Origin of the sequence: Amycolatopsis coloradensis, assembly GCF_001953865.1 — a bacterium.
Classification (GTDB): domain Bacteria; phylum Actinomycetota; class Actinomycetes; order Mycobacteriales; family Pseudonocardiaceae; genus Amycolatopsis; species Amycolatopsis coloradensis.
Map to the genome: position 1 here is coordinate 1 of NZ_MQUQ01000002.1, position 22,208 is coordinate 22,208.

At 67.9% G+C, this 22,208-nt stretch carries 22 protein-coding genes and 1 tRNA gene; 10 read left to right on the forward strand and 13 right to left on the reverse strand.

Annotation, left to right across the window (positions count from 1 at the left end):
* Nucleotides 1-276: 276 nt before the first annotated feature.
* From BS329_RS45470 to BS329_RS01865, 5 genes are all read right to left on the reverse strand, one after another.
* Nucleotides 277-648 carry a low temperature requirement protein A gene (locus tag BS329_RS45470; RefSeq protein WP_425266347.1) on the reverse strand — a complete coding sequence of 124 codons (372 nt, stop codon included), beginning with the start codon at nucleotides 646-648 and terminating at the stop codon, nucleotides 277-279.
* The gene (locus tag BS329_RS45475; RefSeq protein ID WP_425266349.1) at nucleotides 645-845 is read right to left on the reverse strand and encodes a low temperature requirement protein A; all 201 of its coding nucleotides are present in this window, start codon (nucleotides 843-845) and stop codon (nucleotides 645-647) included. The genes BS329_RS45470 and BS329_RS45475 overlap by 4 nt, the downstream gene beginning before the upstream one ends.
* Before the next feature lie 457 nt (nucleotides 846-1,302).
* Nucleotides 1,303-2,775 carry an MFS transporter gene (locus BS329_RS01855; protein ID WP_076155146.1) on the reverse strand — a complete coding sequence of 491 codons (1,473 nt, stop codon included), beginning with the start codon at nucleotides 2,773-2,775 and terminating at the stop codon, nucleotides 1,303-1,305.
* A complete protein-coding gene (gene dnaE / locus BS329_RS01860; RefSeq protein ID WP_076155148.1) occupies nucleotides 2,775-6,359 on the reverse strand; it encodes a DNA polymerase III subunit alpha in 3,585 nt (1,194 codons plus the stop codon). The genes BS329_RS01855 and dnaE overlap by 1 nt, the downstream gene beginning before the upstream one ends.
* Nucleotides 6,360-6,552: 193 nt before the next feature.
* Nucleotides 6,553-7,605: a plasmid pRiA4b ORF-3 family protein gene (locus tag BS329_RS01865; RefSeq protein ID WP_244196996.1), complete on the reverse strand. Its 1,053-nt coding sequence runs from the start codon at nucleotides 7,603-7,605 to the stop codon at nucleotides 6,553-6,555.
* 134 nt (nucleotides 7,606-7,739) lie between these two features.
* On the opposite strand from BS329_RS01865, the gene BS329_RS01870 reads away from it, so the two are divergent.
* The 5 genes from BS329_RS01870 (at nucleotide 7,740) to BS329_RS01895 (ending at nucleotide 13,475) form a co-directional block, all read left to right on the forward strand.
* Nucleotides 7,740-8,141, forward strand: coding sequence for a nitroreductase/quinone reductase family protein (locus BS329_RS01870; RefSeq protein ID WP_076155150.1), 402 nt, complete (start codon nucleotides 7,740-7,742; stop codon nucleotides 8,139-8,141).
* A gap of 416 nt (nucleotides 8,142-8,557) precedes the next feature.
* The gene (locus BS329_RS01880; RefSeq protein ID WP_076155153.1) at nucleotides 8,558-9,229 is read left to right on the forward strand and encodes a FadR/GntR family transcriptional regulator; all 672 of its coding nucleotides are present in this window, start codon (nucleotides 8,558-8,560) and stop codon (nucleotides 9,227-9,229) included.
* 4 nt (nucleotides 9,230-9,233) lie between these two features.
* Nucleotides 9,234-10,673, forward strand: a complete 1,440-nt coding sequence (locus tag BS329_RS01885; RefSeq protein ID WP_076155155.1) for an amino acid permease — start codon at nucleotides 9,234-9,236, stop codon at nucleotides 10,671-10,673.
* The gene (locus BS329_RS01890) at nucleotides 10,670-11,632 is read left to right on the forward strand and encodes an asparaginase (protein ID WP_076155157.1); all 963 of its coding nucleotides are present in this window, start codon (nucleotides 10,670-10,672) and stop codon (nucleotides 11,630-11,632) included. Before BS329_RS01885 ends, BS329_RS01890 begins: the two co-directional genes overlap by 4 nt.
* A 229-nt stretch (nucleotides 11,633-11,861) precedes the next feature.
* Entirely contained in the window at nucleotides 11,862-13,475 is a 1,614-nt protein-coding gene (locus BS329_RS01895) for a CocE/NonD family hydrolase (protein WP_076155159.1), read from the forward strand.
* Between the two features lie 114 nt (nucleotides 13,476-13,589).
* On the opposite strand, the gene BS329_RS01900 is transcribed toward BS329_RS01895, so the two are convergent.
* Nucleotides 13,590-14,351, reverse strand: coding sequence for a metallophosphoesterase (locus tag BS329_RS01900; RefSeq protein ID WP_076155160.1), 762 nt, complete (start codon nucleotides 14,349-14,351; stop codon nucleotides 13,590-13,592).
* A gap of 4 nt (nucleotides 14,352-14,355) precedes the next feature.
* A complete protein-coding gene (locus BS329_RS01905; protein WP_076155162.1) occupies nucleotides 14,356-14,985 on the reverse strand; it encodes a GntR family transcriptional regulator in 630 nt (209 codons plus the stop codon).
* A 55-nt stretch (nucleotides 14,986-15,040) separates the two neighbouring features.
* On the opposite strand from BS329_RS01905, the gene BS329_RS01910 reads away from it, so the two are divergent.
* Nucleotides 15,041-16,219, forward strand: a complete 1,179-nt coding sequence (locus BS329_RS01910; RefSeq protein WP_076155609.1) for an aminotransferase class V-fold PLP-dependent enzyme — start codon at nucleotides 15,041-15,043, stop codon at nucleotides 16,217-16,219.
* Here BS329_RS01910 and BS329_RS01915 read toward each other — a convergent pair.
* The gene (locus BS329_RS01915) at nucleotides 16,216-16,707 is read right to left on the reverse strand and encodes a DUF1453 domain-containing protein (RefSeq protein ID WP_076155164.1); all 492 of its coding nucleotides are present in this window, start codon (nucleotides 16,705-16,707) and stop codon (nucleotides 16,216-16,218) included. The two genes, BS329_RS01910 and BS329_RS01915, sit on opposite strands and share 4 nt — an antisense overlap.
* Before the next feature lie 63 nt (nucleotides 16,708-16,770).
* Between BS329_RS01915 and BS329_RS01920 the strand changes: the two genes are divergently transcribed.
* Both BS329_RS01920 and BS329_RS01925 read left to right on the forward strand, forming a co-directional pair.
* Nucleotides 16,771-17,376, forward strand: a complete 606-nt coding sequence (locus tag BS329_RS01920; protein ID WP_076155166.1) for a TetR/AcrR family transcriptional regulator — start codon at nucleotides 16,771-16,773, stop codon at nucleotides 17,374-17,376.
* Between the two features lie 19 nt (nucleotides 17,377-17,395).
* Entirely contained in the window at nucleotides 17,396-17,815 is a 420-nt protein-coding gene (locus BS329_RS01925; protein ID WP_076155168.1) for a cupin domain-containing protein, read from the forward strand.
* Here the strand turns inward: BS329_RS01925 and BS329_RS01930 are convergent.
* Nucleotides 17,812-18,321: a MarR family winged helix-turn-helix transcriptional regulator gene (locus BS329_RS01930; RefSeq protein ID WP_076155170.1), complete on the reverse strand. Its 510-nt coding sequence runs from the start codon at nucleotides 18,319-18,321 to the stop codon at nucleotides 17,812-17,814. The two genes, BS329_RS01925 and BS329_RS01930, sit on opposite strands and share 4 nt — an antisense overlap.
* Before the next feature lie 23 nt (nucleotides 18,322-18,344).
* Here BS329_RS01930 and BS329_RS01935 point away from each other — a divergent pair, with 23 nt between their 5' ends.
* Nucleotides 18,345-18,848, forward strand: coding sequence for a carboxymuconolactone decarboxylase family protein (locus tag BS329_RS01935; RefSeq protein WP_076155171.1), 504 nt, complete (start codon nucleotides 18,345-18,347; stop codon nucleotides 18,846-18,848).
* A 285-nt stretch (nucleotides 18,849-19,133) separates the two neighbouring features.
* Here BS329_RS01935 and BS329_RS01940 read toward each other — a convergent pair whose 3' ends face one another.
* Nucleotides 19,134-19,721 (reverse strand): TetR/AcrR family transcriptional regulator, encoded by a 588-nt coding sequence (locus tag BS329_RS01940; protein WP_244196997.1) that lies wholly within the window; start codon nucleotides 19,719-19,721, stop codon nucleotides 19,134-19,136.
* Nucleotides 19,722-19,762: 41 nt separating this feature from the next.
* On the opposite strand from BS329_RS01940, the gene BS329_RS01945 reads away from it, so the two are divergent.
* Nucleotides 19,763-20,713 (forward strand): SDR family NAD(P)-dependent oxidoreductase, encoded by a 951-nt coding sequence (locus BS329_RS01945; RefSeq protein ID WP_076155173.1) that lies wholly within the window; start codon nucleotides 19,763-19,765, stop codon nucleotides 20,711-20,713.
* A gap of 20 nt (nucleotides 20,714-20,733) precedes the next feature.
* On the opposite strand, the gene BS329_RS01950 is transcribed toward BS329_RS01945, so the two are convergent.
* From BS329_RS01950 to BS329_RS01960, 3 genes are all read right to left on the reverse strand, one after another.
* A tRNA-Val gene (locus BS329_RS01950) sits at nucleotides 20,734-20,805 on the reverse strand.
* 38 nt (nucleotides 20,806-20,843) lie between these two features.
* Entirely contained in the window at nucleotides 20,844-21,305 is a 462-nt protein-coding gene (locus BS329_RS01955; RefSeq protein ID WP_076155174.1) for a peroxiredoxin, read from the reverse strand.
* 77 nt (nucleotides 21,306-21,382) lie between these two features.
* Entirely contained in the window at nucleotides 21,383-21,814 is a 432-nt protein-coding gene (locus BS329_RS01960) for a DUF3052 domain-containing protein (RefSeq protein ID WP_076155175.1), read from the reverse strand.
* Nucleotides 21,815-22,208: the final 394 nt, after the last annotated feature.

Consider the following 22,208-nt stretch of genomic DNA (forward strand, 5'->3'; position numbering starts at 1 on the left):
CCAGATCGCACCGCACTCACACGGCCTTATCCGAAGCAGTCATTTCTTGGCTTTGTTCGGAGCTCACTTTACACCTGCTTGAAACTGCCGTCTCAGCGGGGTCTAGTTACCTCTCCGATTCGGGACCACCCACTCTACCACCATCCGGTGGGAGCTTGGTTCGTGTTCCCGGCGGCCGCTCGGTTTCCCTGGCGACGAAGAGAACATTACACGGCCCGAAACCGGCGTTTACAGGGGGGTCCCTTTTTTCGCGCCGGCGCTCTGACCTGCGTAGATCTACTCGACAGCCGCCGCGGCGCCCGGAACCGGCTCCCGTGCGTGGCGACGACCGTCAGCACGACGAGAGCGGCGGCGAGCAAAGCGGTGACGTGAATGGGCGCGGGCGTGAACGACGCGGCGAGGACGAGCACCGCGGTCGCCGGGAAAGCCGATCGCGATCGGACGGCATTCGTCGGTGGGTCCGATGTGCATGAGCCAGACGCTCGGCAGGTAGATCGCGACGGGCACGGTCGTCGCCATGGCGGCGGGCAGCGCCGCGACGTGCCCGGTGTGGGTGTCGTAGTCGACCGCGACTTCGAGCGCGGCCGCCGAGGCGAAGATCAGGTAGTGCCCGTAACCCCGGCTCGCGACGGTGAACAGGTTCCTCACCTTTTCGAGGCGGACGTGTCCCGGCTGGTCGAAGTACAGCCACCACAGGGGAAGACCAGCACGAGCCCTCTGGCGGCGAGGGAAGTCAGGCTGCCGGCGTGCTCCCCCTCGTCCAGCCCTTCCTTGATCGCGGTGGTCGCGCCGAGGATGGATTCACCCAGCACGATGATCGTGAACAGGCCGTAGCGTTCGGCGATGTGGTGCGGATGCCAGCCCGTGGGCGGCGGCGTTCGGCGATCACCGGAGGCGGTTCACACACGCGGGGAACGCGCGGCGGGTGGGCCCGGGCCGGGTGCACCTCCCCAGGCGACCCCGCACAGACCCACCCGCGCGATTGCTTCACCGGGACGTGGCTGTCAGTGGTGGTGAGCCGGGTGCCGCCGAACGGTCCCCCGCGGACGCCGACGGCCGTCCACCGGCTCGTGACCGCGGATGCCCATTCCTGAAAACTCCGGACTCACCACGATCGCTCCCGCCGATCGATCCATCCCCGATCGATCGACAGAAATACCACTGTCGGTAGCCATGCCACAGCAGTGAAGGCTCCGTAAGGTCTACCCGGTTGCTCTGAGTAGCACCAGAGGATGACGACCTCCGTCACTCGGATGGAGCATCCGGTCTAGCCGACCGTAGTCATCGGCGCGCGCCGATGACTCAGCCTCGCTGCCTGTCGGCGGCAGTCGTCCCGGCTTCGTCCCGCTCAGTGAGCAAACGCCGGGCCCGGCGCGCCCGAAGCTCGATCACGGCGAGTAAGAGCGCCGAGCAGGTCAATCCGGCGGCGCACAGCATCGCCGCGGTCAACGCCGACGGATAGCCGCCGTTCGCCCCCAGTACCGCGTGGAAGACCGTGGCCAGGACGACCGTGCCGATCGCGGTGCCGATCCGCTGCCCGGTCTGCAACGCGCCCCCAGCCACGCCCGCCATCGACGTCGGCACGCATTCCAAGGTCAGCGTGGTGTTGGGGGAGATGACCATGCCGCCACCAACCCCGGCGACGAGCAACGGCAGCGCGAACCACCAACCCGCCGCGGCACCGGGAGCCCGGCCGGCGAGGAAGGCGACCGTGACCATCCCGGCGATCACCATGACCAGGCCGGTGACGGTGAGCTTGCGGCCCCATTTCGGCACCAGCCGTCCCGCGATCGCCGCCGACACGGCCGAGCCGAGGGCGAAGGAGGTGACGGCGAGCCCGGACTGCAGTGGCGTGTAGCCGAGGCCCTGCTGGAAGAAGATGGCGAAGACCAGCCACATGCCGGTGAATCCACTGAAGTACAGCGCGCCCACGGCGGCGCCCGTCGCGTAGCCCGGAGTGTCGGTGAACAGCCGCGTGTCCAGCAACGGCGGACGGCCGCGCCGCACCATCGACCGCTCCCAGCGCACGAACGCGAACCCGAAGACCACCGCGACGACGAACAGCCACCACAGGCTGCTGAGTCCGCCCTGTTCGGATTCGATCAACGGGAGCAGTACCCCGAGCACGGCGACCCCCAGCAGCATGATGCCGACGAAGTCGATCTCACCCCGCAGGCTTCTCGCCGGATTCGCCGCTTTCGGGAGCCATCTCAGGGCAAGGGCGAACGCCAGGATCCCGATGGGCACGTTCACATAGAAGACCCAGCGCCAGCCTTCCGGGTCGCCGAAGACGGCGAGGATCACGCCGCCGAGCACCGGCCCGACAGCCGTCGAGATCCCGACGGTGGCACCGAACATGCCGAACGCGCGGCCCCGCTCCGCGCCGCGGAACAGGTCCTGGATCATTCCGCTGTTCTGCGGCGTCATCATGCCCGACGCGACGCCTTGCAGAAGCCGCGCGACGATCAGCGTCGTCTCGTTCGGCGCCGCGCCGGCGAACACGCTGGTCAGCACGAACGCGGCGAGCGCGAACAGGAACATCCGGCGGCGGCCGAGCGCGTCGCCGAGTCTGCCGCCGGTCACCAGCACGAGCCCGAAGGCCAGCGCGTACCCCGAGACGACCCACTGGATCCCGCCGCTCGACGCGCCGAGGTCCTGCTGGATCGAGGGCAGCGCCGTGTTGACGATGCTGACGTCGAGCAGGCCCATGAACCCGGCGGCAAGGGAGACGGCGAGCGCCTTCCAGCGCCGTGGATCGGGTTCGTAGGTGCTCATCAGGTGCTGGCGGCGATTCCGGGGATGCCCTTGAGCTCACCGATCAGCATCGACGTCACCTTGACCGGATAGTCGTACAGCGCGAAGACGGTCTGGTTCTTGCCGACCAGCTTGAGGTGCACCGGGGTTTCCCCCTTGTGCGCCAGCAGGGTCTGCTTCAGCTCGCTGACCACCGACTGGTCGAGCTTCTCCGCCGCGGCCAGCAGGACGAGCGGCAGGTCCTCGTCGCCGTTCCCGATCTCGGACAGGTCGAGCGGCACGAGTCCGCCGCCGAAGATGGACATCTTGTCCTCGCGCCAGTTCACCCTGCCCTTGACCAGGACCGCGTTGTCCTCGATGAGGTCGGCGGAGAACATCGCGTACGACTTCGGGAAGTACAGGACCTCCAGCGAGGCGTCCATGTCCTCGACGGTGCAGATCGCCCAGGGCTCGCCCTTCTTGTTGACCCGGCGCTCCAGCGAGGTGATCAGCCCGGAGATGATCAGCTCGCCTTCCTTGGGCGGGTCGGCGATGATCGCGGCGATCGGTCTCGGCGCGTGTTTGCGCAGGATGCGCTCGGCGCCGTCCAGCGGGTGCGCCGAGACGTACAGACCGAGCATCTCCCGTTCATAGGCCAGGAGCTGCTTGCGCGGATACTCGTCCTCGCCGAACTTGAGGTGCGCGAGCGGTGAAGAGGACACGGCGGCTTCGGCGTCGTCGTCCCCGCCGAAACCGAAGAGGTCGAACTGGCCCATCGCCTCCTGGCGCTTGAGCGGGACCACGGCCTCGACCGCGTCCTCGTGCACCTGGACCATCGAAAGCCGGGAGTTGCCGAGCGAGTCGAAACCGCCGGCCTTGATCAGCGATTCGATGACCCGCTTGTTGCAGGCCACCAGTTCGGACTTGTCGAGGAAGTCGGTGAAGGAGGAGTACTTCCCCTTCTCCTCGCGGGTCTTGATGATCGACTCGACGACGTTCGCGCCGACGTTGCGGACGGCACCCATACCGAAGCGGATGTCGTTCCCGACGGCCGCGAACCTCAGCGCCGACTCGTTGACGTCCGGCGGGAGCACCTTGATGCCGAGGCGACGGCACTCGGACAGGTAGACCGCGGACTTGTCCTTGTTGTCACCGACCGACGTGAGCAGCGCGGCCATGTACTCCGGCGTGAAGTTCGCCTTGAGGTACGCGGTCCAGTAGGAGATCAGGCCGTACGCGGCCGCGTGGCTCTTGTTGAACGCGTAGCCGGCGAACGGGAGGATCGTGTCCCAGAGCGCCTTCACCGCTTCCGGCGAGAAACCGCCTTCGATCAGCGGGCTGGCCTTCATCCCGGCCTCGAAGCCCTCGTACTCGAGATCGAGGACTTCCTTCTTCTTCTTGCCCATGGCCCGGCGGAGCACGTCCGCGCGGCCCATCGTGTATCCGGCCACCTTCTGGCCGATGTGCATGATCTGCTCCTGATAGACGATCAGGCCGTAGGTGTCGGCCAGGATCTCCTTCAGGGGCTCCTCGAGCTGCGGGTGGATCGGCTTGACCTTCTGCCGATTGTTCTTCCGGTCGGCGTAGTCGTTGTGCGCGTTCATGCCCATCGGGCCGGGGCGGTACAGCGCGCCCACCGCCACGATGTCGTCGAAGACCGTCGGCTGCATCCGGCGCAGCAGATCCCGCATCGGCCCGCCGTCCAGCTGGAACACGCCGAGCGTGTCTCCCCTGGCGAGCAGCTTGTACGTCTCCGGGTCTTCGACGCCGAGGGTGTCGAGGTCGATGTCGACCCCGCGGTTGGTCTTGATGTTGTCGATCGCGTCACCGATGACGGTGAGGTTCCGCAGGCCCAGGAAGTCCATCTTGAGCAGGCCGATGTTCTCGCACGACGGGTAGTCCCAGCCGGTGATGATCGAGCCGTCGTCACGCTGCCACAGCGGGATCGCGTCGGTCAGCGGGTCGCAGGACATGATGACCGCGCAGGCGTGGACGCCGGCGTTGCGGATCAGGCCTTCGAGGCCGCGGGCGGTCTCGAAGATCGTCTTGCACTCTTCGTCGGTCTCGACGAGCGCGCGGACCTCCGCGGCCTCGCCGTAGCGCTCGTGCTTGGAGTCGACGATGCCCGAGAGCGGGATGTCCTTCGCCATGATCGGCGGCGGCAGCGCCTTCGAGATCCGGTCCGCGATCGCGTAGCCGGGCTGGCCGAAGTGGACGCGGGCGGAGTCCTTGATGGCCGCCTTGGTCTTGATGGTGCCGAAGGTGATGACCTGCGCGACCTTGTCGACGCCGTACTTGTCGGTGGCGTAGCGGATCATCTCGCCGCGACGGCGGTCGTCGAAGTCGATGTCGATATCGGGCATGGACACGCGTTCGGGGTTCAGGAACCGCTCGAACAGCAGCTTCTGCGGGATCGGGTCCAGGTTGGTGATACCGAGCACGTACGCGACCAGCGAGCCGGCGGCCGAACCACGGCCGGGGCCGACGCGGATGCCGACCTTGCGGGCGTAGTTGATGAGGTCGGCGACGATGAGGAAGTAGGCGGGGAAGCCCTTCCCGATGATGACGTCGAGCTCGATCTCGATGCGCTCGTTGTAGTACTCGTCCGGGACGCCGTCCGGGTACCGCCACTTGAGACCGCGCGCGACCTCTTCCCGCAGCCAGGTGCCCTGGTCGTAGCCCTCGGGGACCTCGAAGAACGGCAGCCGGTCCTTGTGTGTGTAGACGTCTTTGTAGGACTCGACGCGCTCGGCGATCAGCAGCGTCGAGTCGGCGGCGCCGGGAACTTCCTTGTCCCAGTACTCCCGCATGTCGGCGGCCGACTTCAGGTAGTAGCCGTCACCGTCGAACTTGAACCGGTTCGGGTCGTTCAGGGTCTTGCCCGCCTGCACGCACAGCAGCGCGGAGTGGGTGTCGGCCTGGTCCTTGGTGACGTAGTGCGAGTCGTTCGTGGCCAAAGGCTTGAGGTCGAGCAGCTTGCCGACCTCGAGCAGGCCTTCCCGGACCGACCGCTCGATCGGCAGCCCGTGGTCCATCAGTTCGAGGAAGAAGTTGTCGGCGCCGAAAATGTCCTTGTAGTCCGACGCGGCCTGGATCGCCTCGGTGCGCTGCCCCAGCCGCAGTCGCGTCTGCACCTCGCCCGAGGGGCAGCCGGTGGTCGCGATGATGCCCTGGTGGTTCTCCGCGATCAGCTCGCGGTCCATCCGGGGCTTGCGGTAGTAGCCCTGCATGCTCGCCAGCGAGGAGAGCTTGAACAGGTTCCGCAGGCCGGTGGAGTTCTCGGCGAGCATCGTCATGTGCGTGTAGGAACCACTACCGGAGACGTCGCCGCCTTCACCGAACTCGTCGGAGCCACGCTGATTGGCCTGGCCCCAGAACACCGGCTTCTTGTGGAACCGGCTCTCCGGCGCGATGTAGGCCTCGATGCCGATGATCGGCTTGAGGTCGTGCTTGACCGCCTGCTGGTAGAACTCGTCCGCGCCGTACATGTTGCCGTGGTCGGTCATGCCGACCGCGGGCATGCCGAGCCGCGCCGCCTCCTTGAACAAGGGGGCGATCTTCGCCGCACCGTCGAGCATCGAGTACTCGGTGTGCACATGCAGGTGGACGAAGGAATCGTTCGACACCAGCGAAAACCTCCCCTAGGCAGACGGGTCCCTGGCTGCGTGACGCGGGCCGGTCCTCCCACCCTAGGCTTCTCATGATCATCAGCAACTCGCGGGGGGACGCGGCCTTCGGGCAGTGCCGAGTCTGCTAGCCGATCAAGATCAAATCCAGCGGCCTCGCCGTAGTCGCCGCCACCCGAACGGGCAGCGATGCTCAGCCCAGCCGGGCGTTGACCCCCTCCCTGTCGAACCACTCCGGATCGAATCCGTAGCCGCCGAGCTCTTCGAGGAGCCCCTCGTTCTCGTCGTCGCCCGGATCTCTCAGCGCCTCCAGCAACATCTCGTACGCGTGCTCGTCTTCGCATTCCGGCGGAGGCGCCGCACGCTCGCCGTCGAGACAGCTCGGCGTTTCGGGGAGGTCGACCACTCGCTCGACGCGGATCCAGTGCCGCCAGCGCTCCGCCTCGTAAGGGAGCCGGTGACCCGGCGCCGTGACGACCTGGCCGAGGAGCACCTGATCGTCCAGGCGATCGCCTTCTCCGCCCTGGCCATCGGAGCTGAAGACGCCGTACGCGGTCTCGAACCGGTGGTACTGCCGCTCGTCCCGGTCGAACACCGCCGCCAGGATCCGGTGCACTCCGGCGAGCGTGACGTCGGAGCGGACCTCGACCCGTCGCCAGATCGCCCTGTCCGGCCCGGACAGGGCGACCGCCAGGCTGAGCCCGGTGGCAGGCATGGGCGGAGGCAGGACGAGCGGAACAGGATCGACCGCCGGCCGGGGTACCGGTTCGTACTCGGGGAGGCCGAGCCATCGGCGCAGCTGGCCGGCTCGTTCGGGCAGGTCCGACTTCCAGCGCTCGAAGAAATCCGGGACCCTTTCGCAAAGCCAGGCGTCGAAATCGGCACGGACGATCAGCGCCGCCTCGACCTGGCTCCGGAACTCCTCGGGTGTCAGCGAGGCCTTGACCTCGGAGCGGCGGCGCGAGACCAAGGCGTCCGATGGCTCCGCGTGAAGTTCGATCGTGCGGACGCTGTCGCCGTCGACCACCACCCTGACGCCCACCGAGCGTTGGCCCGCGGTCAGGGTGGCGGCGAGGACGACCCTGTCCCGGTCCGATTCGCCCCGCACGACGCGGTCCGACAGCTCGACAGCGCCGTGGAGCAGCTTCGGCCAGCGCTCCACCCTGGTCACGTCGAAGGGACGCGGCGAGCGGGAGCGCTGATTCTTCGGCTTCTTGGGCTTGCGCCCTCGGCTGACGGGGCTCACTCGTGCAGTGTCTCCGGCGGCACCGACAGTTTCCGCGTCGTCGTGAGCAGCCATGATCGAAAAACGCTTGCCGACCTGGGCGCGGATGTGCAGACTGGCCAGCCGCCAAGATCACCGAGCCGCTCGGAGAGTTGATGATCGACCTACAGGCCATGAACGAACGCGTGATCGCGGAGTTCCGCGCGAACGGCCGCCGAGGCGACGGCCTCCCGACGCTGCTGCTCACCACCACCGGCGCCCGCACCGGACGGCGGCACGTGACGCCGATGCTGTTCCTGGCCGACGACGACCGCTACATCGTGTTCGCCGCCAACGGGGGCGCTCCCGGACATCCGGACTGGTACCGCAACCTGATCTCGGAGTCGTCCGTCGACGTCGAAGCGGACGGAGAGGCCTTCACCGCTCACGCTGTCGAGATCACCGGAGCGGCACGGGACCGTCTGTTCGCGAAGCAGGCGAAGGCGTTCCCGCGGCTGGCCGAACACCAGTCGAAGACCAGCCGTCCTTTCCCGGTGATCGCGCTCAAGCGGGTTTGACCCCTCCCGATGGTCGCGCTTGGGCCGAGAGTGTCTTGGGTACCGAGCGCGGGTGGCGGTGTCGCGTGACCAGCGGGACGACACGCGTGATTGGTTGGACGACACGCGTGTCCAGAGGGACATCTCGCCGTGTCGTCCGGCCGATCACCCGAAACGGCCAGCCCGCGTCGGGCCGTTGTGACACTGGCCACCTCCGCGCGGGAAGCCAGTGTCACAACGGAACTCCGGACGTACGAGAGCGCCCAGCACGGCTTCCCCTTCTCGGCCGGTTACCCCATCGACGCCGACCTCGCGGGCCGGATCGGAGCCCTCGGCCGAGCGCTTGACAAAGCGGGGGGCCGACCGCACGATCTCGTCTCATGAACCTGTCTGACAGCCAGACAGCCGGACACGGTGGTCCACGGCGCATCAGCGCGATGGAGGCCGTACTGGCCCACCTTCGCGGTGCCATCGAGCGTGGCGAGTACCCCGTCGGCCAGAAGCTGCCGTCGGAATCGGCGCTCGGCAAGGAGTTCGAGGTCAGCCGATCAGTCGTCCGCGAAGCGCTGCGGGGACTACAGGCACTCGGGCTCACCGTGTCCAAAACGGGCAAGGGGACCTTCGTGACCGCCACCGGGCCGGTCGAGAACCCCACCTTCGGGACCTACTCTGCCCGCGATCTGTTCGAGGTGCGGCGTCACGTCGAGATCCCCGTCGCCGGATACGCGGCCCTGCGCCGCAGCAGCGACGACCTGGACCTGCTCGGCCACCTCGTCGGGCGGATGGACCTCGAAACCGACAACACCGCGTGGGTGGCGTTGGACTCGCTGTTCCACATCACCATCGCCCAGTCCTCGGGCAACCCGGTGTTCGGCAAGGTCATCGAGGAGATCCGGGACGCGCTGGCACGCCAGTCGGCATTTCTCAACCAATTGGGTGGACGTCGGACCCGCTCGAACACCGAGCACCGTGAGATCGTCACCGCCATCGCCGCGGGCTCCGAAGCGGACGCCGTCGCGGCGATGACCTCCCATCTCCACCACGTCGAGGACGCGCTCACCACCATCGTGCGGCCGAGTCACACGACGCACCAGAACAAGGACGACTGACACCGTGACCGAACAGACCCTCAGCGCGGACGACAAGTCCGTGCCGGTGCCGGCCGACGCCGGTGACGCCGGCTACGACAAGGCGCTGAAGCCCCGCCACGTCAACATGATCGCGATCGGCGGCGCCATCGGCACCGGCCTGTTCCTCGGCGCGGGCGGACGGCTCACGCAGGCGGGCCCGGCGCTGGCGATCGTGTACGCGGTCTGCGGCCTTTTCGCGTTCTTCGTGGTGCGTTCGCTCGGCGAACTCATCCTGTACCGCCCCTCCTCCGGCGCCTTCGTCTCCTACGCCCGGGAATTCATGGGTGAGAAAGGTGCTTACGTCGCGGGCTGGATGCACTTCCTGAACTGGTCGACGACCGGTATCGCGGATATCACCGCGATCGCGCTGTACGCGCATTTCTGGTCCTTCTTCACGCCGATCCCGCAGTGGGTGCTGGCACTCGTCGCGCTCGCGGTGGTGCTGGCGCTGAACATGGTTTCGGTGAAGCTGTTCGGCGAGATGGAGTTCTGGTTCGCCATCATCAAGGTCGCCGCGCTGGTCACCTTCATGGGGATCGGGATCTTCCTGCTGGTCACCCAGCAGCCGATCGACGGTCAGGTACCCGGCTTCTCGCTGATCGCCGACAACGGCGGCTTCTTCCCCGCCGGCGTGCTGCCGATGGTGCTGATCGTCCAGGGCGTCGTGTTCGCCTACGCCTCGGTGGAGCTGGTCGGCGTCGCCGCCGGTGAGACCGAGAACCCGCGCAAGATCATGCCCAAGGCGATCAACTCGATCATGTGGCGGATCGGGATCTTCTACGTCGGCTCGGTGGTCCTGCTGGCGATGCTGATGCCGTGGAGCTCGTACTCGAAGAACGAGAGCCCGTTCGTCACCGTGCTCTCGCATGTGGGGGTGCCGCAGGCGGGCAACGTGATGAACCTGGTGGTGCTGACGGCGGCGCTGTCCAGCCTGAACTCGGGCCTGTACTCGACCGGCCGCATCCTGCGGTCGATGTCGCTGGCCGGGTCCGCGCCGAAGTTCACCGGTGTGATGAACAAGAACCACGTGCCCTACGGCGGGATCCTGCTCACCTCGGCGGTCTGTGTGGTCGGCGTCGGCCTGAACGCCGTCGTGCCGAGCCAGGCCTTCGAGATCGTCCTGAATTTCGCGGCCATCGGCATCCTCGGCACCTGGGCGATCATCGTGCTTTCGCATCTGCTGTTCGTGCGCAAGGCGAAGCTCGGCGAGGTCGAGCGCCCGTCGTACCGCCTCCCGTTCTCGCCCTACACCGAGATCGCGACGCTGATCTTCCTCGTCACCGTCGTCGTGCTGATGGGCTTCGACGAGACCGGCCGGATCACCCTGTACTGCCTGCCGGCCATCGGGCTGGCCCTGGTGGCGGGCTGGTTCGGGGTCCGCAAGCGGATCAACATGGACGTCTTCGAGAAGACGAAGCTGTGATCCCCGAAATCCGCGTGCCCGCGCACGAACCGCTGGTGCACCTCCTCCGCGACGGAATGGTCGAGGGGGTGCACCACGGTTCGGCCGTCGTCCTCGCGCCGGACGGCCGCGTGCTGTTCTCCGCAGGCGACGTCGAGGCGGCGTTCTATCCGCGTTCGGCGGCGAAACCCTTGCAGGCCACCGCGATGGCGCGGCTCGGCGTCGACCTGAGCCCGGCCGGGTTCGCCGTCGGCACGGCCAGCCACTCGGGTGAGGAGTTCCATCTGACGGAGGTCCTCCGGACGCTGGACGGCGCCGGACTCTCCGCCGAGGACCTGCGGACGCCCGAAGACCTGCCGTTCGACCCTGTCGAGCGTGACTCCTGGATCGCCTCGGGACGGACGGCTTCGAGGTTGGCGCACAACTGTTCCGGCAAGCACGCCGCGATGCTCGCGACCTGCCGCCGGTCCGAGTGGTCCACAAAGGACTACCTGGATCCGGGGCACCCGTTGCAGCGCGCGATCGCGGAGTCCGTCGAAGAGCTGACGGGACAACGAATCCCGAAGGTCGCCGTCGACGGTTGCGGCGCTCCCCTGTTCGCGGTCTCGCTGCGCGGTCTCGCCGCGGCCGTCGGGAAGATCGCCGCCGCGGCGCCGGGAACCCCGGAAGGTCTCGTGGCCGAAGGGATCCGGAAGCATCCGGAACTGGTCGCCGGCACCCGCCGCGACGTCACCGCGCTGATGCGCGCGGTTCCCGGCCTGATCGCCAAGGACGGTTTCGAAGCCGTCCAGGTCGCCGCCCTGCCGGACGGCACGGCGATCGCGATCAAGATCGCCGACGGCGGTGACCGCGCCCGGCAGCCGGTGCTCGCCGCCGCGCTCGCCCTGTGCGGCGTCGATCCGGAAGTGCTGAAGCCCTTCACCGGGACCCCCGGCCTGCGTGTGGCGGGCACGCTCGCCGAAGTCCGACTGGCAGCCTGAGGAGCCTTGTGATGCACCGCGTGGAACACGATCCGCTGGGAGACAAGACGCTCGCGCGGCTTCGGTGACCGGACCAGCGGGGCGGTACCGGGCGGTCTGCCCCGCGCCATGAAAGCGTCCTTCATTGCGAAATTCGCAATGAAGGACGCTTTCCTTTCAGGCAGCCGCGGGTCCACCCGGGTACGGTCGCAAGCGGAAGGTGATCGTCCGCACGAAAGGCGGCCCAGGCGTGCTCGACCGACTCCTCGACCGGTTCCTCGGCCTCCCTCCGGCCGAAGGCCCCGCTCCCTCGGTGACCAAGGCGATCCCCGTCCCGATGCCCGACGGCGTCCGGCTCCTGGCCGACCGCTACGCCGTTCCCGGCGACGAGCCCCGGCCGGTGGTGCTGATCCGCACTCCGTACGGCCGGAAGGGCCTGATGGGCAAGATCTTCGGGGAGACGTTCGCCCGTCACGGCTTGCAGACGGTCCTCCAGAGCACTCGCGGGACCTTCGGCTCCGGCGGCGAGTTCCGGCCGTTCCACCTGGAGAAGGAGGACGGCCTCGCCACCGTCGCCTGGCTGCGCGAGCAGCCGTGGTGCGACGGCCGGGTCGCGATGGCGGGCGCGAGCTACCTCGGTCACACGCAATGGGCGGTCGCGCCGTATCTCGATGAACCCCTCGAAGCACTGTGTCTCGGCGTCACCGCGTCGGAGTTCGTCTCGACCTTCTATCCCGGCGGCATCCTCGCGGTCGACAACATGGTCTCGTGGTCGGCGCTGATCGGCCGCCAGGAAGGCCGGTTCGCCGGTCTGCCGAACCCGTGGCAAACGAAGAAGACCCGCGCGGCCATGGCGCATCTGCCCGTTTCCGGCGCGGACGTGACGGCCATCGGCAAGCAGGTGCGGTTCCTCCAGGACGTCTCCGGGCACGCCGAACCCGGCGACGACTTCTGGGCGCCGGCGGATCACAGCGCCGAGGTCGCCGCGCTGCGGACCCCGGTGACCATGGTGACCGGCTGGTACGACCTGTTCATCTCCGCCCAGCTGCGTGACTTCAAGGAACTCGCCGCCGCCGGACGTGCACCACGGATCACCATCGGCCCGTGGGCACACGGCGAGCCCGCCAGCCTGAAGACCCTGCTGACCGACCAGATCGGCTTCCTGTCGGCCCATCTCCTCGGCGACACCGCCCCACTGCGCCAAGCCCCGGTGCGGCTGTTCCTCCAGGGTGCCGGACGCTGGCTGGACTTCGAAAGCTGGCCGCCGGAATCCGCCGCCACCCCGTATTTCCTGCGCCCCGGCGGGCTTTCCCCCGCCGAACCGGTCGAGTCGAAACCCGGGACGTTCACCTTCGACCCGGCCGATCCGACCCCGTCCGTCGGCGGTCCGCTGCTCTCGGGCGTGCAGAAACAGCGCGACAACAAGGCCGTCGAGGAGCGTCGGGACGTGCTGCTCTTCACCGGTGACCGGCTGAAGCGCGACCTCGACGTCATCGGAGAGATCTCCGCGCTGGTGCACGTGCGGACCGACCTCGGCCACGGCGACGTCTTCGTCCGGCTGTGCGATGTGGACGGCCGCGGTGTCTCCCGCAACGTCACCGACGGCATCCTCCGCCTGCGCCCCGGCAACCCCGAGTCCGATGTGGACGGTGTGGTCGCGGCCGAGGTCCACCTCGACCCGACGGCGTACCGGTTCCGGCGCGGGCACCGGCTGCGGCTCCAGATCGCGGGCGGCGCGTTCCCCCGCTTCGCCCGCAACCACGGCACCGGCGAGCGGGTTTTCACCGCGGTGGACGGAAAACCCGCGCGGTTCGAGATCTTCCACGACCCCGCGCGGCCTTCCCGGATCACGCTGCCGTGTTGACGGGCGGGATCTGTGTCGCGAAAGCCACTTTCGGGACGTCTGATGTCCCGAAAGTGGCTTTCGCGACACCACTCAAGACCCGGCGAGCACCACGCCACCTCGCCTGACTCCTCGTCAGGCCGGGACCACCCGCTGGTGCGTGGTCAGCCTGCCGTCGTCGTGCAGCACGTGGAACAGCAGCGACGGCGGCAGGTCGTAGTCGACCGGCCCGCCTTCCGCCCACGGCCGGAGACCGTTCTCCTCCCACGGGAACAGGATGCTTGACCCGACCGAGGGCGCCGACCGCAGCGGCACCCCCGCGAACGTGGTCGACGCCCCTGCGTGGACGTGCCCGCAGAGCAGGGCCACCACTCGCGGATGGCGGGCGAGCACGTCGGCGAGCCTGTCCTCGCCGTACTGCCGCATCGCGTCCACCAACGGCAGGCCGAGCGTGACCGGCGGATGGTGGAAGGCGAGGAAGGCGGGACCGTCGCCGTCGGCGAGAACACCGTCCAGCCAGGCCATGGTCTCGTCGTCGAACTGCCCGTCCGGTTTGCCGGGGATGCTCGAGTCGGCCATGACGAAAGTGACGTCGCCGACGGTGCACACCTCGTTGACCGGCCCGTCGTCCGGCCCCTGGCCGAGCAGCCCTTCGCGGAACGGGCCACGTTCGTCGTGGTTTCCGGGGCAGGTGAAGAGCGGGACGTCGGTCTTGAACAGTTCGGCCGCGCGCCGGTATTCCTCGATCGTGCCGTGGTCGGCGATGTCGCCGGTCACGAGGATCGCGTCGACCGGTGTCGCCAGGTTCTCCAGGTACCGCATGACCCGGGCGGTGCGTTCGTCGGCGCGTTCCCCGCCGTCGAGATGGTTGTCGCTCAGATGTGCCGTCACGAACATCGTGTCACTCCGTGTTTTCCAGATATGCCAGCGTTTTCACCCAGTTCCGCACGAGCAGCTCCGCTGCCCTCGCGAGGTCGGAGACGCGGATCGCCTCGGCGATCCCGCGGTGCTCGTCGATACTCTCCAGCGAGCGCTCGGCGCCACCGAAATAGCAGGTGTCGTAGCGCTTCAGGAGCGGTTTGGTCTGCTCGATCAGACGCAGCAGATGCGGATTCGTGCACCGGGAGAGCAACAGCGAGTGCCAGCGATCGTCCAAAGTGGACAACTCGCCGCCCCGTTCGAGCTCCGTGGTCATCTCCGCGGTGATCCGGTCCAGTCCGCCGGTGAGCCCGGCGAGGTCCTGCGGCGCACTCCAGCGCAACGCGAGCGATTCCAGTTCCGCGACGAGCGGATACAGCCGCCGGGCCTCTTCGGGGTCGAACGGCGGCACGAGGAAACCACGACCCGGCGCCGACACCAGCAGGCCGCGATCGGCCAGCCCGATCAGTGCCTCGCGCAGCGGCGTCCGGCTGACGCCCAGCTCGCGGGCGAGATGCACCTCGTTGATCCGGCTGTCCGCGGCGATCCGGCCGTCGAACACACGGGCGGTGATCTCCTCCGTGAGGTCACGCCGGAGCAGGTTCCTCGTCATGCGCTCAGTATTGCATGCACTTCGGTCGTACTGTATTCAGTTAGAAGTGACAAGCATTCAGGACTTCGACGTCAACCGCGCCCGTGCCGAAACGCCGGGTTGCGCGGAAGTGGTCCACCTCAACAACGCCGGATCGTCGCTCCCGCCAGCACGGGTGACCGACACCGTCGTCGACTACCTGCGCGAAGAAGCCCTGATCGGGGGTTATGAGCAGGCCGCGGCGACCGTGGAGCGGCACGAAGGCGTCTACGCTTCGGCCGCGCGGCTCATCGGCGCGGAACCCGACGACATCGCGCTGACCGACAACGCGACCCGGTCGTGGCAGGCGATCTTCTACGCGCTGCCGTTCACCGCGGGAGACCGGATCCTGACGGCGAAGTCCGAGTACGCGAGCAACGTCATCTCCTACCTTCAGCTCGCGAAGCGCACGGGCGCCGTGGTCGAGGTGGTCGAGAACGACGAGTCAGGACAGCTGGACGTCGAGGACTTGAAACGCCGGATCGACGGCGACGTCAAGCTGATCGCCGTCTCCCACGTGCCCACGCAGGGCGGGCTGGTGAATCCCGCCGAGGAGATCGGCGCGGTCGCGCGCGAGGCCGGGATCCCGTTCCTGCTGGACGCCTGCCAGAGTGCCGGCCAGATCGATCTCGACGTCACGCGCCTGAACTGCGACGCGCTCAGCGTGACCGGCCGCAAATATCTGCGCGGGCCACGCGGCACCGGGTTCCTCTACGCGCACCCTCGCCTGCGCGAGCGCCTCGAGCCCGCGATGCTCGACCTGCACTCCGCGGCGTGGACCGCGCCCGAGACCTACCGAGTCGATACGACGGCGAAGATGTTCGAGGTCTGGGAACGTGATCACGCCGCGGTGCACGGACTCGGCGCGGCGATCGACTACGCCCTCGAATGGGGCATGCCCGCCATCGAAGCCCGCGTCGCCGCGCTCGCGGCGAAACTGCGCGACGCGCTCCGCGAAATCCCTGGCGTCCAGATCCACGACCAGGGCGCGCGGCAATGCGGGATCGTCACGTTCAGCGTCGAGAAAACGCCATCGCAAGAAGTGAAACAGCATTTGGCGGCGGCCAAGATCAACGTCAGCGTCGTGGAAGCGACGTCAGCCCAGTTCGACTTCGCCGCACGCGGACTGCCGTCGATGGTCCGGTCGTCGGTGCACTACTTCAACACCGAAGACGAAATCGCGCTCCTCGTGGGCGAAGTCGGGAAACTGGCCTAACGGCGCGAAAGCGCGGACTCGGACGACGGGGCGTACGGCAGCCCCGTCGTCTTCGCCCGCATGCCCAGCACGAGTGCCTCGCCCAGCAGGCTGACGCCGATCGACAGCGTCACCGGCCTCGCGTCGGGATGCGCCCCGGCCATGGTGGCCAGGAAACCGATCCCGAAGTTCACCAGCAGCGACAGCACCCAGACCCCGAACGTCCAGCCGGTGTAGCGCAGCCACAGCACGCCGTCGCGCTCGAACAGCTTCGTGGTGGCGGCACGCACCGCACCGAGACCGCAGCCGACCGCGGAGCCCAGCACGAGCCAGAGACCGTCCGTGAAGGTGAAGGCGTCGAGCTTGGTCAGGCCGTAGACCCCGAATCCGAGCAGGATCACCGGCGCTCCGAAGACATCCCGGGCGACCAGTGGTTCCCCGCGCAGCCTTCGCACGACGATCGCGATCACCACGGCGACAGCCAGCGCGATCAGCAACCAGGTCCTCATGAACTCCCCCTTTGTAGCATGACTATGCCAAATAAAATAGCAAGGTCATGCTATAAAGGCAACGTGCCCAAGATCGTCGATCCCGAGGCCCGCCGCCTGGAGATAGCCGAAGCCGTCTTCCGCGTGATCCAGCGGGACGGCCTGCCGCAGGCGTCGCTCAGGAGCGTGGCCGACGAGGCCGGCCTGGCGATCGGTTCGGTGCGGCACTATTTCAAGGGGCACGACGAGTTGATCGTGTTCGCCATGCGCTCGCTGAGCGACCGGCTCGTGGCGAGGTTGCTGGGGCACCTCCCGGACCTGCTCGACCCCGCGACACCACGCTCGCGACGGCAGGAACTCACCGAAACACTGCTCGGCGAACTGCTGCCGCTCACCGAACAGACCCGGGCCGAAACCGACGTCTGGCTGGCGTTCACGGCCGCCGCGAAGAACCGCCCGGATCTCGCCGAGGAAGCCGCTCGCACGTACGACGGGGTCCGCTCACTCGTCCGAAGGGTGCTTGAGGGCGCGCATGGGGCGGGCGGCCTGCTCGACGGCCTGGACCTGGCCGTCGAGACCGAACGGCTGGCCGCGCTGCTGGACGGTCTCGCCCTGTCGGCGGGCCGGACCACGCCGGAACTGATGCGAACGGTGCTCCGGCGGCATCTGGAGACCCTGCGGGCGACCTGAATCGCGGTACGGTTTCCTCATGCGCCCGCGGTCCGTGACCACGCTGCTCGCCACACTCGTCCTCGCGCTCCCCGTCCCGTCGACGGCCGCGGCCACCCCTGGTTCCGGGGTGACCGGGACGATCTTCAGCCAGAAGACGGTCGGGGACACCGACTACGTCCTGCGCGAGGTCGTCATCCAGCCGGGCGGGTACACCGGCTGGCACTACCACGACGGGAAGCTCTACGCGTACGTCAAGGCGGGCACGCTGACGCACAACTCGGCCGACTGCGGCCTCGACGGGCTGTACCGGCGCGGCGCCACGTTCACCGAGCCGAGTGACACCGTCCACATCGGACGCAACCTCGGGACGACGCCTGTGGTGCTGGAGGTGCTCTACGTGCTGCCGCACGGGAGCCCGCTCTCGGAGGACGCGCCGAACCCGGGTTGCCCCTTCTAGGCCCCGAACCAGCCCGCGACGTCGAGGCGGAAGCCGTCCGCGGGCGCCATCGTGCGAAGGTCGGCTTCGAGGGCGCGGACCCTGTCGGCGCCCAGCGCGTCGGCCCAGTCCTCGCGTAACTCCTCGAAGATCGCCGCGGACCGGCCGAGCGAGTCGATGCCGCGGCCGGTGAGCCGCACGACTTTGCGCCGCGCGTCGGCCGGGTCGTCGGCGCGCTCGACGTAGCCGAGCTGCTCCAGCTTGTCGACGGTCTTGCCCGCCGCCTGTTTGCTGACCCCGAGCCGCCGCCCGATCTCGCTCGCCGTCGCGCCGTCACGGCCGATCGCCTGCATGGCGAAGCCGTACGCCGGACGGACGTCGGGGTGCCCCTGTTCGGCCAGCTCGGCGTGCAGCCGGTCGATGATCGAGCGGAAACCCGCGAACAGCAGGAGCGGCAGTTCGAATCCGGGTACGTCGGGAACTCGCTTGCCATGTTCGACAACCTGGTTTACCTTTTCGTCAACCACGTTGACTACCTTAGGGGCAAGCCTTGTTCACCGAGCACACCCTCGAAACCGCACCCGAAGCCTCGCGTCGCCCGATGGAAGCGACCATCCGGCATCTGGGCCACCTCCCCACCGCCGTCGCCCGGCTGGCGTCGTCACCGGAACTGCTCGACGGATTCCTGAAGCTCAGCGCGAGTTTCGAGCGGACGACGCTCGAACCCCTCGCGCGGGAGACCGTCGTGATGACCGTGGCGACGCGCAACGGCTGCGAAGTCTGCGTCGAGATGCACACCGGCAAACTGAAGGGACTTCACGCGGGCGACGACGTCATCGCGGCACTCCGCTCGGCGGAGCCCGTGCCCGACGAGCGCCTGGAAGCCGTCCGCCAGTTCACGCTGGCGGTGCTCGAGAACGCCGGCGGCGTGGACGACGAGACGCTGCGGACCTTCCTCGGCCATGGCCACACCGAGCGGAATGCCCTCGAAGTCGTCATGGGCATCGGGACCTACACGATGTCGACCCTGGCGAACCGGCTGACTCGCGCGTAGTCGCTCTCCGTGATCGGCGGGATCACTCGTTTGGCCGCCGATCTTGATGTATCTGGGCAGTCCAGTCCGTCTCTTGTCTTGTGCAGCCGAAAGTTCGCCACCCGCGGCGCGGCGCACCGGCGGTCTGGCCTGCCGAGGGGGCAGACCAGACCGCCGAAAAACCGAAGACGTTCCACAGGGGTTGGGGGTGCGTGAAGACCCCTTCACTCGGCCACGGTTTCAAAAACCAGTCGAGTGAAGGGGCCTTCACGTGTCATGCGCAAGTAGTCGACCACATGCGGACGCTCAACGTCTCGACATCCCGGGTCGGATCGCGTCGATCAGCATGTGCACGAGTTGCTCCACGCTGACCTGCCACTTGTCTTTCGCCAGATGACCGCTGAGCTCCATTCCCGCGATGCCGTGCGCACTCGACATCAGCAGCGCGCCGAACCGAGGCGCGTCGGATTCGCCGACCATATCCGCGACCAGGGCCAGGAACACGCCCTCGAGACGCCCTGCGGCCTCCAGCGCGGCAGGCGTATCGGCCGGAGCGCTGAACATCAGCGCGTACCGGTGCGGCCGCCGGCGAGCGACGTCGATCAACGCCAGAATGGCTCGCTCAAGCCGTATGTCCGAAGTGGACTCAAGGTTCGCACGAAGATGCTCGACGTCGTCCGCCAGTGAAGTCCACGCGTTGATGGCGAGCTGACCGAGCAGATGTTCTTTGTTCTCGAAGTGCCCGTAGGGCGCACCTCGTGAGACTCCGGCCCTGGCTCCGACCGCACGCAGGGTCACAGCGTCAGGGCCGCCCTGGTCGAGCAGCTCGGAAGCAGCGCGGACAAGAGCTTGCCGCGTCGCCTCGGCGGTCTCGGTGCGCGTCACATCGGCCATTCTAGTTGACAGTGTCATCCGAACTGGGCAGACTATTTCATATGACAGTGTCACATGAATTACCCGACCTGAAGGGCCGCACCATCGTCGTCACCGGCACGACCTCCGGCCTCGGCCTCGCCCTTTCCGGCGCGTTGGCGTCGGCCGGTGCCCGGGTCCTGATGACCGTTCGCGACGCCGAGCGTGGAGCGGCGGCCGTCGACCAGGTGCGAGCCGGGATCGACGGCACCGGGTCGGCCGAACCCGTGTTGCTCGACCTGGCCGACCTCTCCTCGGTACGGGCCGCCGCCGCGGAGATCCGGAAACGCACCGGCGACCGGGTCGACGTGCTGATCAACAACGCCGCGGTGTCGCTGGGGCCGCACAGCCGGACCCGAGACGGATTCGAGCTGCAGATCGGCACCAATCACCTCGGCCCGGCCGCGCTGACCTGGCTGCTGATGCCCGCGCTGCGAGCGGCCGGAGACCGCGGGCGGCCCGCCCGGGTCGTGACGACATCCAGCCTCGGCCACCGCACCGGCGGACTCGACCTCGCCGACCTGCATTGGGAGCACCGGCGTTACTCGCCAACCCGCGCCTACGGAGCTTCCAAGCTCGCGAACCTTCTGTTCGCCGCGGAGCTGGATCGGCGGCTGCGCGCCGACGGCGACCCGGTGTTGTCGATCGCCGCTCACCCGGGACTGACGAAGTCACAGCTGCTGACCAACGCCCTCGCCCGCGGGAGCACGTGGAGGTCCCGCCTTCTCGTACTGCCGGACCGATACCTCTCGCAGCCGGTCACCGCCGGGATCGCACCCCAGCTCCTCGCCGCCACGGGGCCGGTCGACGGCGGGGACTACCTTGGCCCGGCCGGACCGTTCGAGATCCGCGGCCCGGCCGGTCCGGCACACCGCTCGGCGACCGCCAAGGACCGGGGGCTCGCGAACGAACTTTGGCGGATCACGAGCGCCGCCACCGGGGTCACTCCGGACCCCGGGCAGGACCACGTCTGACTCGGATGCCTGTTCGTCGGTGGGCGCAGTAGGGATCGAACCTACGACCGCTCGGGTGTAAACCGAGTGCTCTCCCGCTGAGCTATGCGCCCGGGAGGTGGCACCCGCGCACGGGTGCCACCGTGAAGACTCAGGCCAGGGAGGCCACGGCCTTCTTCCACGCCTGCTGGTCGCGTGGCTCGCCGGGCTGGTTGACCTCGGCGAACCGCACGACGCCGTTCTTGTCGATCAGGAAGGTGCCGCGGGTGGCCAGGCCGGCCGCCTCGTTGAAGACGCCGTAGGCCTTCGCGACCTCACCGTGCGGCCAGAAGTCCGAAAGCAGCGGGAACTGGTAGCCCTCCTGCTCGGCCCACGCCTTGAGCGAGAACGGGGTGTCCACGGACACACCGATGACCTGGACGCCCTGACCGTCGTAGTCCGCGAACTCGTCGCGAAGCTGGCACAGCTCACCGGTGCAGATGCCGCTGAACGCGAACGGGTAGAACACCAGCAGGACCGGCTTGTCGCCCTGGAAGGACGACAGCTTCACGGCCTGCTTGTTGTAGTCGTTGAGCGTGAAGTCCGGGGCTTGCGATCCGACCTCGACGGCCATACCGGCGGTTTCCTCTCAAAGGGCGAACAGGGGCCTGCGACGACAACCCTATCGTGTCGATCGCGCGGCTCCGGAGGTCACCGCTTGGTCTTGGACGACTTCGGCGATACCAGCCGGGTGCCCGCCCATTTCGGGCCGGCATTGATGTTGGCCGTCTGCGCCAACCCGACCTGCGGCACCGCTTCGGCGATCTCACTCGGCTCGACGTGCCCTGGCTGTCCCGTCTTCGGGGTCAGTACCCAGATCACACCGTTCTCGTTCAAGGGGGTCCGGACCTCGATCAGCGTGTCGCCGAGATCACCGTCGTCCTCGCGCCACCACAGCAGCACCACGTCGATGACCTCGTCGGCGTCCTCGTCGAGGATGTCGCCGCCGATCTGTTCCTCGATCGCCGCTCGGAGGTCGTCGTCGACGTCCTCGTCCCAGCCGATCTCCTGGACCACCATGTCCGGCTTGATCCCAAGCCTTTCGGCGACGCTGCTCTGATCAGCGTCTCCCGCGGCGACCACTGCTGTCACTCCTCCAACTACGACGGAGCGTGGTGTCGCCCGGCCGAATCGACCGGGCGGGCACCACACTCGGGTACACGATGCCCGTTAGCGAACACTGGTGAGGCGCTGCGCGCAACCGTCCACACCGGATCTTGAACAACTCGTGTCGCAGCGTACGGACATTCGGACCACCCGCGCGAGGTCAATTCAGGCGCACTTGGGCGCCTCCGAACGCCCTGCTTTAGGGTGGGAGAGAAAACGCGCGCGCGATACAGGCGCGCGCGAGGCGTGTCGCAATCGGGTCCGCGAACGTTACCGATCAGTAGCGGTGACGCGAACGGAACCGGAGGACGACGATGGAAGGCGAACACGCCCGCGTACGAGCAGAACCAGCTACCACCTTTTGCAAGGA